The 15510-nt window shown below is 70.5% G+C and carries 21 protein-coding genes; 14 read left to right on the forward strand and 7 right to left on the reverse strand.

Annotated elements, in window-relative coordinates; all coding sequences use genetic code 11:
• Positions 1–253: 253 nt before the first annotated feature.
• Positions 254–1048, forward strand: a complete 795-nt coding sequence (locus tag ORI60_RS24010) for a DUF4142 domain-containing protein (RefSeq protein ID WP_266039996.1) — start codon at positions 254–256, stop codon at positions 1046–1048.
• Positions 1049–1399: 351 nt separating this feature from the next.
• Positions 1400–2602, forward strand: a complete 1203-nt coding sequence (locus ORI60_RS24015; protein ID WP_266039997.1) for a cation:proton antiporter — start codon at positions 1400–1402, stop codon at positions 2600–2602.
• A gap of 35 nt (positions 2603–2637) precedes the next feature.
• Here the strand turns inward: ORI60_RS24015 and nhaA are convergent, their stop codons facing one another.
• The 4 genes from nhaA to ORI60_RS24035 all read right to left on the reverse strand — a co-directional run bounded on the left by nhaA (position 2638) and on the right by ORI60_RS24035 (position 6655).
• Positions 2638–3945: a Na+/H+ antiporter NhaA gene (nhaA, locus tag ORI60_RS24020; protein ID WP_266039999.1), complete on the reverse strand. Its 1308-nt coding sequence runs from the start codon at positions 3943–3945 to the stop codon at positions 2638–2640.
• A 240-nt stretch (positions 3946–4185) separates the two neighbouring features.
• The gene (locus tag ORI60_RS24025; RefSeq protein ID WP_266040001.1) at positions 4186–5193 is read right to left on the reverse strand and encodes an FAD-dependent oxidoreductase; all 1008 of its coding nucleotides are present in this window, start codon (positions 5191–5193) and stop codon (positions 4186–4188) included.
• A gap of 377 nt (positions 5194–5570) precedes the next feature.
• Positions 5571–6257 (reverse strand): hypothetical protein, encoded by a 687-nt coding sequence (locus ORI60_RS24030; protein ID WP_266040002.1) that lies wholly within the window; start codon positions 6255–6257, stop codon positions 5571–5573.
• Positions 6258–6406: 149 nt separating this feature from the next.
• A complete protein-coding gene (locus ORI60_RS24035; RefSeq protein ID WP_266040004.1) occupies positions 6407–6655 on the reverse strand; it encodes a dsRBD fold-containing protein in 249 nt (82 codons plus the stop codon).
• A 124-nt stretch (positions 6656–6779) separates the two neighbouring features.
• On the opposite strand from ORI60_RS24035, the gene ORI60_RS24040 reads away from it, so the two are divergent.
• From ORI60_RS24040 to ORI60_RS24090, 11 genes are all read left to right on the forward strand, one after another.
• Positions 6780–7472, forward strand: a complete 693-nt coding sequence (locus tag ORI60_RS24040; protein WP_266040005.1) for a hypothetical protein — start codon at positions 6780–6782, stop codon at positions 7470–7472.
• Between the two features lie 25 nt (positions 7473–7497).
• Positions 7498–8067: an HPP family protein gene (locus ORI60_RS24045; RefSeq protein ID WP_266040006.1), complete on the forward strand. Its 570-nt coding sequence runs from the start codon at positions 7498–7500 to the stop codon at positions 8065–8067.
• The gene (locus ORI60_RS24050) at positions 8067–8936 is read left to right on the forward strand and encodes a universal stress protein (RefSeq protein ID WP_266040007.1); all 870 of its coding nucleotides are present in this window, start codon (positions 8067–8069) and stop codon (positions 8934–8936) included. Before ORI60_RS24045 ends, ORI60_RS24050 begins: the two co-directional genes overlap by 1 nt.
• A complete protein-coding gene (locus ORI60_RS24055) occupies positions 8933–9148 on the forward strand; it encodes a DUF1918 domain-containing protein (protein ID WP_266040008.1) in 216 nt (71 codons plus the stop codon). The genes ORI60_RS24050 and ORI60_RS24055 overlap by 4 nt, the downstream gene beginning before the upstream one ends.
• 302 nt (positions 9149–9450) lie before the next feature.
• Positions 9451–9969 (forward strand): universal stress protein, encoded by a 519-nt coding sequence (locus ORI60_RS24060; RefSeq protein ID WP_266040009.1) that lies wholly within the window; start codon positions 9451–9453, stop codon positions 9967–9969.
• A 12-nt stretch (positions 9970–9981) separates the two neighbouring features.
• Positions 9982–10170 carry a hypothetical protein gene (locus tag ORI60_RS24065; RefSeq protein ID WP_266040010.1) on the forward strand — a complete coding sequence of 63 codons (189 nt, stop codon included), beginning with the start codon at positions 9982–9984 and terminating at the stop codon, positions 10168–10170.
• 20 nt (positions 10171–10190) lie between these two features.
• Complete coding sequence (locus tag ORI60_RS24070) at positions 10191–10646, forward strand: universal stress protein (protein ID WP_266040012.1); 456 nt, start codon at positions 10191–10193, stop codon at positions 10644–10646.
• Positions 10643–11038: an HPP family protein gene (locus ORI60_RS24075; RefSeq protein ID WP_266040014.1), complete on the forward strand. Its 396-nt coding sequence runs from the start codon at positions 10643–10645 to the stop codon at positions 11036–11038. The genes ORI60_RS24070 and ORI60_RS24075 overlap by 4 nt, the downstream gene beginning before the upstream one ends.
• Entirely contained in the window at positions 11019–11249 is a 231-nt protein-coding gene (locus ORI60_RS24080) for a hypothetical protein (RefSeq protein ID WP_266040015.1), read from the forward strand. The genes ORI60_RS24075 and ORI60_RS24080 overlap by 20 nt, the downstream gene beginning before the upstream one ends.
• 196 nt (positions 11250–11445) lie before the next feature.
• A complete protein-coding gene (locus ORI60_RS24085) occupies positions 11446–12039 on the forward strand; it encodes a hypothetical protein (RefSeq protein ID WP_266040016.1) in 594 nt (197 codons plus the stop codon).
• Between the two features lie 5 nt (positions 12040–12044).
• Positions 12045–12950 carry a universal stress protein gene (locus ORI60_RS24090; protein ID WP_266040017.1) on the forward strand — a complete coding sequence of 302 codons (906 nt, stop codon included), beginning with the start codon at positions 12045–12047 and terminating at the stop codon, positions 12948–12950.
• A 59-nt stretch (positions 12951–13009) separates the two neighbouring features.
• Here ORI60_RS24090 and ORI60_RS24095 read toward each other — a convergent pair whose 3' ends face one another.
• A complete protein-coding gene (locus tag ORI60_RS24095; protein WP_266040018.1) occupies positions 13010–13561 on the reverse strand; it encodes a DoxX family membrane protein in 552 nt (183 codons plus the stop codon).
• Positions 13562–13834: 273 nt separating this feature from the next.
• Here ORI60_RS24095 and ORI60_RS24100 point away from each other — a divergent pair, with 273 nt between their 5' ends.
• Positions 13835–14086 carry a hypothetical protein gene (locus ORI60_RS24100; RefSeq protein ID WP_266040020.1) on the forward strand — a complete coding sequence of 84 codons (252 nt, stop codon included), beginning with the start codon at positions 13835–13837 and terminating at the stop codon, positions 14084–14086.
• 24 nt (positions 14087–14110) lie between these two features.
• On the opposite strand, the gene ORI60_RS24105 is transcribed toward ORI60_RS24100, so the two are convergent.
• Together ORI60_RS24105 and gap are read right to left on the reverse strand one after the other, a co-directional pair.
• Positions 14111–14368: a flavodoxin domain-containing protein gene (locus tag ORI60_RS24105; RefSeq protein WP_266040021.1), complete on the reverse strand. Its 258-nt coding sequence runs from the start codon at positions 14366–14368 to the stop codon at positions 14111–14113.
• 124 nt (positions 14369–14492) lie between these two features.
• Positions 14493–15503 (reverse strand): type I glyceraldehyde-3-phosphate dehydrogenase, encoded by a 1011-nt coding sequence (gene gap, locus ORI60_RS24110; protein ID WP_266040023.1) that lies wholly within the window; start codon positions 15501–15503, stop codon positions 14493–14495.
• Between the last annotated feature and the right edge of the window lie 7 nt (positions 15504–15510).

Below are 15510 nucleotides of genomic sequence, written 5' to 3' on the forward strand. Positions count from 1 at the left end.
TGGTGTGCGATGGCTGTGGACGCTCCCGCCGCACGAGCGCCACCGGTCTGTTCGCGTGGGACCTCCTGTGGCTGCAGGCCGGTCAAGCCGGCTGGACGGGGAACGATCGGCCGCTGGGGCCGCACTACTGCACGGTCTGCGCTGGTAACGACTAGATAACGCTTGCACAGTGCAATAATCTTGCCGGTCCGATTAGTCCGTATCCCTCCGTGTCGGTACACACGATCGCCGCTCTAGGCGGAGGGAGATCCACGTGCTCACACGTCTCGCCCAACTGGTGACGGCGCTCGCGATCGCCTGTTCGCTCGCGGTTCCGCAGGCGTCGGCCCAGCCGGACTTCGGGCCGGAGTACACGCAGACCCAGTTCGGTCCGATGGGGCCCGCCGGCCGGGACATGCTCGTCAAGGTGCGGCTCGCCGGGTTGTGGGAGGGACCGGCTGGACGGCTGGGCCTGGAGAAGTCGGCCAACCCCCTCGTCAAGGAGGCGGGCCGGCACCTGATCGACGGCCACACCGAGCTGGACGCCAAGGTCCTCGAACTCGGCCGCACCCTCGGCGTCCCGCTGCCCACCGAGGCCAGCGCGGACCAGAAGGGCTGGATCGCGGAGATGACCAACGCCCCGGCGGGCAGTGCCGAGTTCGACCGGGTCTTCGCCAACCGGCTCCGCGCGGCGCACGGCGGTGTCTACAAGTTCCTCGCGGTCGTGCGCACCGGCACGCGCAACACGCTCATCCGCGACTTCGCCAAGCGCTGCATGGAGGTGGTGCTCGACCACATCCAGGTGCTCGAGGCGACCGGCATGGTCGATTTCAACGACACGGAAGCCATCCCGCTCGCCGCGCTCGCCGCCGCACCGGTCACGCCGTCGGCCGCTCCCACCGTTCCCCAGGCGGCACCCGCCGTGCCCAGGACGCGGGACATCGCCCAGGAGAGCGGAAACAGCGGTTCCGACGCGATCCTCGGTGTCCTCGTAATGGCGGCGGTGGTGGGCGGGATCTACCTCTGGACGGGCGGACGTCCCCGCGGTTCGCGCTCGCCGCGGCGATGAGGTCCGCACCGCAAGGGCTTCGCAAGGTTGCACAGTGCGGGTTTCCGGCAGACTGTCGGAGCGGACGCCGACCGGTCGGGGCGGGCGTCCGCGCCGAACCGCCAGGGGATCGGGGTGCCGGCCGCCGGAGGAAACGACGGCCGGCACCCGCCCTCGCGAGGTGAAGAACGTCAGATTCGCTCACTTGCCGCAGTCGTCACGGACCTGCCTTGGTGAGCGGGTCGTCGAGGCCGCCGGTTTGCTTTGCCTGACCGTTTGCGGCATCTTTGCGCGCGGTGCGCCGGGAAGTCTGGTCGGCAACGCTCGCCGCGAACTCGTGGTGGGCCTGGTCGACGTGGGCGGAGTCCGTTGATGGCACTGGTTCTGGCGTTCGGTGCGGTACTGCTGATCAGCGTCTCGCTGTCCGGCCTCGCCGCCCGCACGATCCTGTCGACCGCACTCATGTTCCTGGTCGCCGGTGCCCTGATCGGCCAGGGTGGCCTCGGCCTGGTCGACATCCCGTCCAACAGCGGCTTCGTGACGGTCCTCGCCGACCTCGCGCTGTTCACCGTCCTGTTCACCGACGGCCAGCGGGCAGGCTTGCCGGACCTGAAGCAGGGATGGAGGCTCTCGGGCAGGGCACTCGGCCTGGCGATGCCGCTCACCATGATCGGCATCGCGGTGCCGGCGCACTTCCTGACCGGTTTGGACTGGACGACCTCGTTCCTGATCGGCGCGATCCTCTCGCCGACGGACCCGGTGTTCGCGTCCGCGATCGTCGGCCGCACCGACGTACCCGCGCGGCTGCGGCGCCTGCTCAACGTCGAGTCGGGGCTCAACGACGGTCTCGCCCTGCCGTTCGTGCTCATCTTCCTCGCCACGGCGGCGAACAAGGACACCGACTTCGCCACGATCGGCATCGAGCTCGCGGCGGGACTCGCCCTGGGCATCGTGATTCCCGCCGCCGTCGTGCTGTCGTGGCGGCTGAAGATCTTCACCGCCGAACCGCGGCTGCAGGCACTCGGTCCGCTGGCGATCGCGATCATGCTGTACGCGGCCTGTCACCTGACGCACGCCAACCCCTACCTGGCCGCGTTCGCGGCGGGCTCGACCATTGCGACCCTGGACCGCGTCGCCGCGGAGCACTTCGAGCACTTCGGCGACCTGCTGTCCGAGATCACGAAGTTCGCCGCACTGCTGGTCTTCGGAGCGCTGATCACGCCGGAACGCCTCTCGCACCTGACCGCGGGAGACTGGGCCGTCGCGGTCATCGCGATCCTGCTCGTGCGGCCGGCGGCGATGATGTTGTCGCTCCTGCGCACACCGCTGCCCGCACGCGAACGTTCCGCCGCGGCGTGGTTCGGCCCGAAGGGCTTCGCGTCGGTTGTTTACGGTCTGCTGGTCCTGCAGGCCGGAATCCCGGCCGGGGAGCACGTCTTCGACCTCGTGGCCATCACCATCGCGCTGTCGATCGTGCTGCACTCCTCGACCGACGTGCCCGTGGCCAAGGCGCTGAGTTTCGAGCCCCCGGACGGGTTGCCCACAGGTCAGCCCGAGGAACGCAGGCAGGAATGACGGGATCTCTCCGCTGACCGGCTTCGCGGTTCCCGTCAGCCGCCCGCTGTCCGGTTGCTGTCCGCCTCCGCCTGGTGCACGTCGGGGATCCCGTCGTTGTCCGCGTCGCGGTTCTCCTCCTCGTAGATGCGCCGGTAGATCCGGTTGCGCACACGGAGGATCACCGTCGCGATCAGGGCGGAGAGCACCGAGCCCAGCAGGACGGCGACCTTGGCGTTGCTGTAGTCGCTGCTGCCTTCGCCGAAGGAGAGCTCGCTGACCAGCAGTGAGACGGTGAACCCGATGCCGGCGAGGACGGACAGGCCGACCGCGTCGATCCACGCCAGGTCGTCGTCCAGTTCCGCCTTGGTGAACCGCGCGACGAGGTAGGTCGCGGCGGTGATGCCGATCGGTTTGCCCACCAGCAGGCCGAGCACGATGCCGAGGGTGACGTTGTCGGTGAGCGAGCTGACGAAGCCGCTCACACCACCGATGGACACGCCGGCCGCGAAGAAGGCGAACACGGGGACGGCGACGCCGGTGGAGATCGGCTGCCAGCGGTACTGGAAGATCTCGGCGAGTCCGGGGCCCTCGCCGCAGCGGCGGATCACCGGCACGGCGAAGCCGAGCAGGACCCCTGCCACAGTCGCGTGCACCCCCGAGGCGTGCATCAGTGCCCACGTGGCCACGGCCAGGGGGATGAGCAGCCACCACGACCGGACCCGGCGTTGCACGAGAACGGTGAACAGCGTCAGCGGTACGAACATCAACGCCAGCGGCAGCCACGACAGGTGATCGGTGTAGAAGAGCGCGATGATCACGATCGCGATCAGGTCGTCCACGACCGCGAGCGTGAGCAGGAACGTGCGCAAGGCCGAGGGCAGACAGCGGCCGATCACCGCGAGGACCGCGAGTGCGAACGCGATGTCCGTCGCGGTCGGGATCGCCCATCCCGCCAGTGCGGGACCACCGCCGAGGTTGATCCCCGCGTAGATCAGCGCGGGGACCGCGACGCCGCCGAACGCCGCCGCGACCGGCACCGCGGCGCGCCTGGGGTCCCTCAGGTCACCGGCGACGAACTCTCGTTTGAGCTCCAGGCCGGCGACGAAGAAGAAGATCACGAGCAGACCGTCGGACGCCCACTCGGCCAGGCTGAGCCGCAGGTGCAGCGACTCGGGACCGAACTCCACCGACCTCAGGGTCTCGTAGATCGATGCCCACGGTGAGTTGGCCCAGATCAGGCCGACGCAGGCCGCGGCCAGCATGATGACACCGCCGACCGTCTCCAGGCGGAGCAGATCGGCGATGCGCCTGGCCTCGGGCCAGGAACCGCGGCTGAACAACCGGGTCGTCGCGTGGGTCAAGGCTCACTCCGGGTGTCGTCGGCCGCAACGCCGACCAGACTTCCCGGCACACCATGCCGTTGGCGACGGCAACCATCCGACCGTACCTCACGAACGGCCGTGGCGCGCTGTTGAAGTGATCTTGTCCGTGTGCGTTGTGGACGATCGGCTCAAGCTCCGAGCATCTCCAGGGGGCAGACCTGAGGTGAGCGCTTGTGACCAGCTCGGCCGGCTCCGGTCCGACGTCACCGATCGGCAGCGTCACACCGGCCGGGCGGCGAACGCTTCGGCCACCTCGCTCTCTCGAAGCACGGTGCTCTGACGCCGCGCACGCCGGACAAGCGGACGCATCTGTTCCTCCCACCACGCCAACGCCTCCGCCGTGTGCGGGAAGATGTCGAGCGCGTCCCCCAGCAGCTCGGCACCGGCGATCGAGAGCGACACACCGTGCTCGCAGTAGCGCCTGGAACACCACGCGGCGTCACCGACGAGAACGACCTGCTTCGAAGCCCACCGCCTCAGGTGCGACTGGAAGCCCTTGCGCCGGCTCAGCCGGACTTCGTCCACTTGCGACAACAGGGACGACGGCAGCCCCGGCACGTCGCCGAACACGTCGTCCAGAGCCAGGCCGACGTCACCACGCCACGCGAACAGGGCGGCGGACTGCCCGTCGTGCAGCGGGTGAACGCGGATCGAGCGTCGCGGGAGGTCCATCCGCACCGCGTCCCGGGAAGAGCCCTGCAGCCGGCCTGACACGACGCTGAAGCCCTGACCGCGCCACTTCTGGTCCCCGTACACCGCGCCTCGGACCGCGGAGTCCGTGCCATCCGCACCCACGACCAGGTCGAACCAGTCGGCGTCGCCGCCGGTGAACTCGACCGTGACGCCGCAGTCGTCCTCGACCAGCCGCAGCACCTCGGCACGCCGCAGCACGTCGCCGACCGCCTCCCGGAGAACTGACACGACATCACCGTGACGCAGCACGGGGACACGGCTCGACGGCTTGGGGGACAGGGCGAACGGAACGCCGGTGCGGTCGATGACCACGGTCCCGCACCGGGGCTGGCTGCGCTCGGTGAGTGCGCCCAGCACGCCAAGCCTGCCGGCGGCGTCCCAGCCGGCGCCGCGCAAGGCGCAGGGGAAGCCGTCGTCGGCGAACCTGGAGGCGCGTTCGACCAGGACGATCTCCCAGTCGCTGCGGAGCAGCCGCAACGCGGTGGTGAGCCCGGCGACACCCGCGCCTACGACAAGAGCTCTTCTGGTGGGCATGACCGTTCCTTCCCAACGGGGGACATGTCACGCCGACCAGACTTCCCGGCACACCTGCGCTCAGATTAGGTCATGCGAGCGGTTCGCAAAAGCCGCTGAGCGAACGCTCTGTTCGCGAGCAGGCCGCGCGGGGTGGCGGCGTGCTGATGCTCGCCTTCGCCGTGGACCGGACCGAGGTGGTCCTCGTCGAGCTGGCCAGTTCCGTGACGGTGAACAGGCGCTGGTGAAGGCTCAGGTCGTCGAGATGGTCGAGTCCAGCAACAGCTCCTCCCGCACACTGCGCACTTCGACCGGCTGGGAGAGGAACGACGCGGACAGTCCGAGCGTGGTCGCGGTGAGCAGCACCCGCTGCATCGCCTGGCCGGCCTGGAGCTCACCTAGCGGACAGTCGTAGTGCGAGCAGACGACGAGCACCAGCGGGTTCGACTCGTAGTCCTTCCCCGGCAGACGGTCGTGGCCGAAGTCGCGGAACGCCCACTCGTCCTGCGCCTGCGGGCGGAACCCCGCGGAGGCGGGCGGCACGCCGTCGCCGGCACCCGGCGGTGCCCGGCCTGGGCGCCGGGGTCGTCGAGCTGGATCTGATGGGCGCGCCGCACGAGGTACTTCATCCGGGCGACGTCCTCACGGGTGGTGAAGACGTGCAGCCACGCGCGTTCCAGTTCGGCGGCCCGCACCAGCGCATGTCGCCGTCGTCCGTCCACTCCGGACTCGAAGAACGGGCGGCGGTTGGTTCGGCGGACGGGGACGGCGCGCAGCAGGGCGCGGTGCTCGTCGTCCGGTCTCAGCACGCCACCTCTGCGGACAGCGGCGAGCGCGCCAGGTACGGCGTTGCCCGGCAGGAGGGTGACCAATGGGCGCACCCCGAGCCCGTGCAGGGCGACGCGGAGGTTGAACAGCGCCGCGCCGCAGGACAGTCGCAGTTCACGTGCGTCGGGATCGGTCGCGCTGAGGCTGCGTTCCACGTCCGCGTGCAGTTCGATGCGGTCGGGCAGCAGCCGGAACCGCCAAGGCTGGCTGTTGTGCACCGACGGCGCGAACGATGCGGGCTCGAGAACGGTCCGCACGTGGTCAGGAGCCAGCCCCAGCGCCTGGCGTTGCTGCCGACGACTGCGGCGAGGTGCGGTGCACGACTGGTTCGGGAGAGAACCTGGCAAGAAGCCTGCTCGGTGGATTGCGTCTCGGGCCGCCGTAGCGCCGGCTCATCTCCTCCACCTCACTCGTCGCGCCGGGCGGGCGTCGCGGTGACGCCCTCGACGTCGTTCGCGGCGGCGTCGGCCAGCGCACGGGACGCGGCGAGCTCGTCGCCGATCTCCGGGACGTCGCGGTCCGCCGGGTTGAGCCGTGCCGTTCCGACTCCGACCAGGCGGGTCGGGTCCAGCGTGTGCAGGCGAGCCTCGGCCCTGGTCCGGCCCTCGTGCTCGTCGATCAGGAGCTCGACGCTCCACTTCTTGGCGGTGCTCATGAAACCTCCTCGTCCGGGGTTCCAGGTTCCGACACCGCGCGTGGCCGGCGCAGAGTCCAAGGGCCCGTGCCGGGCGAGCCGGTGCGCCCTGTCGACGAGCCGGCTGCGGGCGGATCGTCGAGACATGCGGTGGAACCCGGGAGAGGCAGCGGCGATCGTCGAAGCCGCGCGGAAAGCGCCGGTGTACAGCGCGGGCAGGCCGTGGGTGCTGGAGCTGCACGACCGGTCGGTCTACCTGTACGAGGTGGCGCACAGGTCGTTGCGCGACCCGCTGGGGATGGACCGGCTGCTCACGTGCGGTGCTGCCTTGCAGCACGTCGTGCTCGCGATCAGGGCCTGCGGCTGGCACGCCGAGGTCGTGTTCCCCGCCGACCACGCGAACCCGGACCTGATCGCGGTCGTCGAGGCCGACCGGCGGCAGCCCCCGGCGGAGGAAGAACTCGCGCAGCACCGGGCGATCCTGCTGGCCGACGGCGTCGGCGACGGTGACGCGCGCGACCTGGTGACGGCCAGCCATTGGGCAGGCACCGAACTGCATCGCGTCGCCGACGACACGCTGGTCGTCGTCACGGTGGGAGACGGGCGCCCGGACCACGTGCGGGGCGGGGCCGCGCTGCAGGCAGCGGTGCTGGCGGCGCGTTCGGCCGGTACTCGGGTGCGGCCCGTCGTCCACCTCGTGCACCGTCAGGAGTGGCGGGCCGGCCTGATCGAGCGGCACGAGCTCGCGGGCTTCCCGCAGGCCTTGCTGCTCGTGGGCGCCACGGGCCCGCACGGGGCGGGACCAACGACCGCGTCCTCGGGCGCGATGCGTTCCTAGCGCCGGAAGCGGAAGGGAGTACGCCATGCGCGCTCGCAACATCATGACCAGCCCGGCGATCACGGTGAAGCCGGAGGTGCCCGTGCGCGGGGCCGCGGCACTGCTGGTGTCGCACGGGTTCACCGCGTTGCCGGTCGTCGACGACGACAAGAGGCTGGTCGGCATCGTGACCGAGGCCGACCTGCTGCGCAACGGCTACGGCTATGAGGCGGGTGCCTCCCGTGTGGGCGACGTGATGACCACACCGATCGTCGCGATGGACGGTGACGTCCAGGTGTCCGCGCTGGCGCGCGCGATGGTCGACGATCACGTCCGCTGCTTCCCGATCGTGGACGGCTCGCAGGTCGTGGGCGTCGTGACGCGGCGCGACCTCGTCCGTGCGCTCGCCAGGACCGACACGACCGTTTCGGCGGAAGTGCAGCGCGTGCTCGACCTCTACGGCGGCGGAAGTCGCAAGTGGACTGTCGCCGTGCAGGACGGCGAGGTGACGATCGGCGCCGAGAACACCGACGAGGAGACCAGGAACGTTCTCGCGGCACTCGCCATGTCGATTCACGGCGTACTGCGGGTGCACCTGCTGACGGGAGGAAAGTGATGAAGGGACCCGCCGCTCCGGTCGTGGCCGGTGTCGACGGCTCGTCCTCGGCCCTGGCCGCGGTGAGGTGGGCTGCCGCCGACTGCGCCCGCCACCACACCCCGCTGAAGCTCGTGCACGGGTACGACGTGCCGGCCCCCGGACATCCCGAGATCGTGCTCACGTCCAACGAGATCCGGCGTGCGATCGAGGAGCAGTCCGACAACTGGCTCGCGGAGGCAGCGGCGGCCGCGCGGGCCGCGGCACCGGACGTGGAGGTGAGCACCGAGCGGGTCCTCGAGTACGGGACGGCCCTGCTGATCTCCGAGTCCCGCGACGCGCGACTCGTGGTGCTCGGCTCCCGGGGACTCGGCACCGTGACGGGCCTGCTGGTCGGCTCGACGGCCCTCGCGCTCGCCTCCCACGGCAAGTGCCCTCTGGTCGTCGTGCGCGGCACCGAGGTGCCCGGTGGTCCGGTCGTGGTCGGAGTCGACGGTTCGCCGACGAGCGAGGCGGCACTGGCCTTCGCCTTCGAGGCGGCATCGTCGCGCAACGCGCCGCTGACCGCGGTGACGTGCTGGCAGGACTTCGTGGTGGAGAGCGCCTACACCGCCTCGCGGTCCACCGCGGACCGGGGACAGGAGGAGCGCCGGGTGCAGGCCGAGCGCCTCGCCGGGTGGCAGGAGAAGTACCCCGACGTGCCGGTCACCCGCGTGGTCGTGCGCGACCGGCCGGTGCGTGCGCTGATGCGGTACGGGGCCGAGGCTCAGCTCGTGGTGGTGGGCAGTCACGGGCGCGGCGGGTTCACCGGCATGCTCCTCGGCTCGACGAGCCAGGGGCTCGTCCACAGCGCGCCTTGTCCGCTGGCGATCGTGCGGCCGGCGTCATGAAGGCGAAAGCGGGTGACTGGCTGGTGGTCAAGGGCCCCGTGGTGGACCGCGGCGGACGGCGCGGGCAGATCGTGCGGTTGCGGCACGAGGACGGGAGCCCGCCGTACGTGGTGCGGTGGCTGGACAACGACCACGAGGCGCTGGTGTTCCCCGGCCCGGACGCGCACGTCGTCACGGCCGAAGACGAGGCCTCGCGCCTGCACTCGGGCTGAACTGTGAACGCCGCCCGTCGCGGCCGGCCACCTTGCGACGGCGCTCGTGATCGGACTGCCGGGCCGGAGTGGAGCATTCTCACAACTCGACCAAGCCCGCGCGTTCGCGGATTTCCGGCTCAGCGACGACGGTGGTGGCCCGAGCGCCAGGTCGTCGGCGCGGCGGTCGATCTCGCCACGCTCACGCCAATCCTCGCCGTGGCGGCGTTCGGGACGGTCTGGCAGGGCGAGGACGAAGGTCCCGGACACCGGGGGACCCCGGCCACTCACCTGCGGCGTCGTGGTCCGCGACGCTGAAGTGCATGAGCGAGAACGAGTCCCGGCCCGTGGTGGTCGGTGTGGACGGATCCCCGGCCTCTCGGGAGGCGCTGCGGTGGGCGGTGAACGAGGCCCGGTTGCGGGGTTGCCGGGTCGAGGCGGTCTCCGCGTGGCACATGGACTACGGCATGGCCATCGGGTCGATGTCGGCCGAGATCGCGCTGCAGCTGTCGCCGGAGAACAGGCGGGCCGCTCAGCAGGCGGTGCTGGACGGGGCGGTGGAGGAGTTCACCGGCGTCGAGATCTCGCGCGTGCTCGTCGAGGGCGACCCGAGGACCGCGCTGACCACGGCGTCACAGGACGCGCAGCTGCTGGTGGTGGGCAGTCGCGGGCACGGGCCGATCGTGGAGGCGATCATCGGCTCGGTCAGCTCGTACTGCGTGCACCACGCGACGTGCCCGGTGGTCGTGGTCCGCGCGCCGAAGCCCGTCGAGACCGAGACCGCGCGCGACGAGCGGATCACCCGGATCCCCGCACCACTGACCCCCGGCCCTCTGCTCTGACCTCCCACTGACGTGTCGGCGCTGCTGGTCGGTGTGGCCACCGGAGAGAAGTTCGGGCCGCTCGTCGTGACGGGGCTGGGCGGCGTCGGCACCCACGTCATCGACGAAAGGGAGAAGGGGTGCCCGGCGGTCGATGCCGGGGTCCGCGTCGCAGCCGCGCGGCGGACCGACCCGTTCCCGCGGCGGTTGCGGACCAGCTGACACGAGACGAGGAGATCGAGATGAGCGTGAACTCAAAGCCCGTCGTGGTGGGTGTGGACGGAAGTCCGGCTTCAGACCGCGCACTCGCGTGGGCGGTGGACGAGGCCGTCGTGCGGGGGTGCCCGTTGCACGTCGTGAACGTCTGGCAGTTCGAGGCGCTGGTCGACTGGACGGAGACCTCCGCACAGCGCGAGCAGGCCGCGTCGGAGCAGCTGACCGAACAGGCCCTGAACCGCGTGCTCGGCGACCGCACCGACCAGCCGGAGATCGTGCGGCGCAGCCTGCGCGGCGACGCGGCCGCGGTGCTGGAGGCGGCGTCGGAGGGCGCGGCGATGCTGGTCGTCGCCTCGCACACCGACCACCGGATCCGGCAGGCGGTCCTCGGCTCCACCAGCATGCACGTGGTGCGCCACGCGCACGCCCCGGTCGTCGTGATCCCGGTGACCGACCGCGAGCACGCGGAGAGCCCGCGATGAAGGCCAGGGACCTCGTGACGCGGCCGCTCGTGACCGTGGGGCCGCACGACTTCGCCCGCCACGCCGAGGGGCTGATGGACGACCTGGGCCTCACGATGCTGCCCGTCGTCGACCAGGGGTTCTTCTACGGCGTGGTGACCAAGGCGGCGTGTCGGCATGGCGAGGGGGACGCGGCCAAGGTCGAGAGGGTGATGAGGCAGCCGGCGCTGACCGTCGGGCCCGACTTCGACGCGGAGACCCTCTTCGACGCGATGACCCGTTATGAGGTGATCTGCGTGCCCGTGCTCGACCAGGGTCAGGTCATCGGCATGATCACCCGGCTCGACGTGCTGCGGGCCCTCAGCCACGACGACCCGCGTCTGAGGGCGGACCATGCCGCTCACCGCCCCTGACCGCGAGGACGTCGTCCTGCTCACCGAGACCGGCCCCGGAGCCGGCCTCCTCGCCGCGTGGTGGCGGCAGGGGCCGGCCGAGTCCGGCCCCGACGAGCTGCCCGTTCATCGCGGGCAGGGGTGGGTGGTGCGGCTGCTCGGACAGCTGCGCCACCCGCTCATCCACGCGTTGCTCTCGGTTGCGACGATCACCGCCGCACTCTGCACCTGAAGGTCAGGTGGTGCGCGACTGACTCACCACCAAGGCCAGGGGAGATCACCAGGCAGCAGCAACGGACCGGGTACCACCACGGCCGCACCGCATCCCGTCTTCGTCCCGCCGAGACCACGGGCTCATCCCCGACGCGACGAAGGACCCTGGGACACACCGCCTCCACGCGGAAATCTTGAACCAGGAGGTGGACCGCATGATCGCGAAACCGATGTCCCGACTCGTCCATCAAGCCTTCCCTGGCCGCAACCGGCTCGCCACGACGGGCGACCGCGTCGAGGGTGCGGTGCTCGCGCTGGGGCTCGCCGTCACGGTGCTGACCGTGCCCTTCGCGGGCGCGGCCGGGTCGGAGATGTATGCGCGCCACCGTTCCCAGGTCGCCGTGGAGCAGACGAGCAGGCACGAGACCGACGCCGTGCTGATCGAGGACGCCCCGGAGACGATCGGCTCGTCCGAGCGGGGCGGAGCCGTCGAGGCGGCTCCTGTGCTCGCGAGGTGGCGACTGGCGGACGGCAGTGCGAAGCAAGGTGAGGTTCAGGCGCACTACGCCTCGAAGGCCGGCTCCGTGGTGACGATCTGGATCGACGAGAACGGCAACCCGTCCGATGCGCCGATCACTCCCGGAGGGGCGGCGATCGACGCGATCGTGCTCGCGTTGCTGCTGTGGAGCGGAGTGGCCGGCTCGATGGCGCTGCTCTACCTGACGACGCGGTACGTGCACAGCCGGATCCGGTCGCAACGGTGGGCCCGGGAATGGGAACGGATCTACCCGGAATGGACCGGGAGGTGAGCGGGATGACCGTCCCGATCGGACATTCGAACGTGGTCGTGGTCGGCGTGGACGGCTCGGAGTCCGCCCAGCGCGCCGCGCGGTGGGCGGCGCGGGAGGCCGCCCGCCGGGGCGCGGAGCTGCGCGTCGTGCACGCCGAGCTGCCCCTGCCCGCCGATGCGCTGGACATGACCGGGATGGCACGCGGCGCGCTGCACGACGAGGCGATGGGCTGGGTGCGCGACGCTGTCGCGGGCGCGCTCGAAGTCGCGCCGGAGCTGGACATCACGCACAGGGTAGAGGTGAACACGCCCGCCTGGCTCCTCGAACGGGAGTCGGCCCGCGCAGGGCTGGTCGTCGTCGGCTCACGGGGCCTTGGTGGCTTCACGGGCCTGTTGCTGGGCTCGGTCGCTGTCTCGCTTTCGTGCCGTGCGAAGTGCCCTGTGGTCGTGGTCAGGGGTGACGACGCCGAAGGTCCTGTCGTCGTCGGTGTGAGCGGCGCGCCGCACAACTGGATGGTGGTCGACCGCGCGTTCGCGGAGGCCGAAGCACGGGCCACGTCGCTCGTCGCCGTGCACGCCTGGCACCCGCCGATGGGCGACGAGAAGCTCGCCGCGTCGGTCGGGATCGTGTGGTCCGAACTCCAGGCCGCCCGCGAGGCCGTGGTGGCGCAGAGGATCGCCGCGTGCGCCGACCGGCACCCCGGCGTGCGGGTGGAACGGCACGTGCTGCCCGGATCCGCCGCGCACCACCTGGTCGAGCTGTCCGCGGGTGCGTCGTTGCTCGTCGTGGGATCGCACGGCACCGGTGGTCTGCGGGGGAAACTGCTCGGCTCGACCAGCCAGGCCGTGATCCGTCACGCTTCGTGCCCCGTCCTGCTCGTACGTCCCGGACTCGACGAGCAGATCGAGAACGCCCGCCGCGCCGGTTGACCCGTGCACGCGGAAAAGGGAGGGCACCGCGGTCGCGGTGCCCTCCCTTTCGCCCTGCCTCACCTCAGCCAGGTGTTCGCCTTGACGAACGGCAGCTCGGCCCACCTGCGGGCCAGGCCCCAGACGGCACCGGACGCCGTCGTCGCGAGCACGACCAGCACGAGTGCGTACACGACGTGGTAGTCGATGATCGGGTTGGTGGACATCGTGGCCTCGCCGGCCGCGTTGTGCTGGGCGGGCGGCCATTCGGCGACCCACATCAGCAGCATCATCACACTGCCGGCGACCGCCGAGAGGCGCAGGCCGATCCCGAGCACCAGCGCGACACCGATCGCGAGAAGGCCGACCATGAAGAGGCCGTCGGCCCACCAGGTGCCCGCGATGTCGTGGAAGGTGGACTGGAACGGTCCCACGTCGACCCGGCTCAGGAAGCCCTTCGTGGGCGAACCTCCCGAGAACCACGCGTTCTTCGACTGGGTGGCGTAGCCGAGCCCGAACGCCTTGTCGACGAACGCCCAGAGGAACAACAACCCCGTCGCGATGCGCAGCACCGCGAGGGACTTCGCGGCCGCGTCGATGCGGCTGCGGCTTGGAGCGTGAACAGCGGACATCGTTGCCTCCCAAGTTCTTCCTGACCTCAGTCTGCTCAGGTGGAACGGTCCGGGACGCGGTCGTTGGTCCCGATCCGGCCGGGACGTCACGACCTGGTCAGCCGATCACTTCCGCCGATCACTTCCGCCGGGCACACCGGAGCAGAGCCTCACGTCCCACCCGGCCGCGGCGATGGTCCCGGCGCGGTCACCACGTTGGGATCTGCGTCACACCCGGCCTGGAAGAGGAGCCTTGCCTCACCACGGAAGCACCAGCGGGCAAGGGGAAAGCAGATGAGCGTCCACGGATACACCGCCCGCCACCGGGCCATGCTGCAGGCAGTGGCGGAAGGCCGCGCCGAACTGCTGGGCGGCCGCGTCCCCAGCCTGTCCGTGGACGGACTGTGGTGCGACTTCACCGCCACCAACGACCTCTGCACCGCGGGACTGGTTGCGGCGGCGTCGCGATCCCAGGCGGGGACGAGGGTTCCGGCGGTCCTCACGTCGATCGGCAGGCAGGTTCTGGGCACTCTGGTGGCCGCCTGATCCGCGCGACCAGCCTCTCCGAGATCACGTACGCCCGCAGGCGGATCTCGTCCCAGTCCCGTGGAAGAGCCACACCGGCTTGCGGGAGAGTGCTTTCTCGTTGCGCGTCAACATCTTGACCGCCTCGCGGTCCAAGTGGAGTGCGCTGCCCAGCACGACGGCCTTGTACGGCTCGACCGACCGCACCTCCGCGGCGTCGAGCACGGTGACCTCGTGCGCGGCGTGGCGGATCTGTTCCACGACCACCTCGGCCATCTCCCTGCTGGAGCCGGACTTGGCCACGTACGCGACGAGGATTTCAGCCGTACAACACGATGCGGGCCTGACCCCACCGGAACAGCGAGAATGCCGGGCACCAGCGGGTGCCCGGCATCGTAGGGACCGGGTCAGGTCCCGGTCTGCCCGTTCACGGCAGCGTCCGGGCGACCCGGTCGACCAGGTCGATCGTGCGGTTGGCGTAGCCCCACTCGTTGTCGTACCAGCCCATCACCTTGACGACATGTCCCTGCACCTTGGTCAGCGAGGCGTCGAACACGCACGAAGCCGCGTCACCGATGATGTCGCGGGACACGACGGGATCCGTGGTGTAGCGCAGGATTCCCTTGAGGTGCCGCGCCGCCGCCTCTTCGAACGCGCGGTTGACCTGCTCTGCCGTCGCCGGCTCGGCGAGTCGCACCGTGAGGTCGGTGAGAGATCCGTCCTCGACCGGCACGCGCACCGCCAGGCCGTCGAGTTTGCCGGCCAGCGACGGGATGACCTGGCCGATGGCCTTGGCCGCTCCGGTGGAGGTCGGGATGATGTTCACCGCGGCCGAGCGGGCCCGGCGCAGGTCCTTGTGCGGGCGGTCGAGCAGCGCCTGGTCGCCGGTGTAGCTGTGGATCGTCGTCATCACGCCCTCGACGATCCCGAACGCCTCGTCCAGCACTGCGGCCATCGGCGCCGCGCAGTTGGTGGTGCACGAGGCGTTCGAGATGATGTGGTGCTTGCCCGCTTCGTAGATGTCGTCGTTGACGCCCATGACGATCGTGGCGTCGACCTCCTTGCCGGGGGCGGTGATGACGACCTTGCGGGCACCGCGCGCTAGGTGGACGCCCGCAGTCTCACGGGTGCGGAACCGGCCCGAGGCTTCTATGACGACGTCGACGCCGAGCATGCCCCAGTTGAGCTCCTCCGGGTCCGCCTGTGCGGTCACGAGGATGTTGCGGCCGTCCACGGTGATCGTGTTGTGCTCGACGGTGACGTGGCGGCTCCACGGGCCGTACGTCGAGTCGTAGGCGAGCAGGTGGGCCAAGGTCTCCGCGTCGGTGACGTCGTTGACGGCGACGATCTCGATCGCGGTGTCGTGGCGGTCGAACGCGGCGCGCAGCACGTCCCGTCCGATGCGCCCGAACCCGTTGATGCCGACTCGTACAGCCATGGTGCTT

This window comes from Lentzea sp. NEAU-D7, assembly GCF_026242055.1.
Classification (GTDB): domain Bacteria; phylum Actinomycetota; class Actinomycetes; order Mycobacteriales; family Pseudonocardiaceae; genus Lentzea.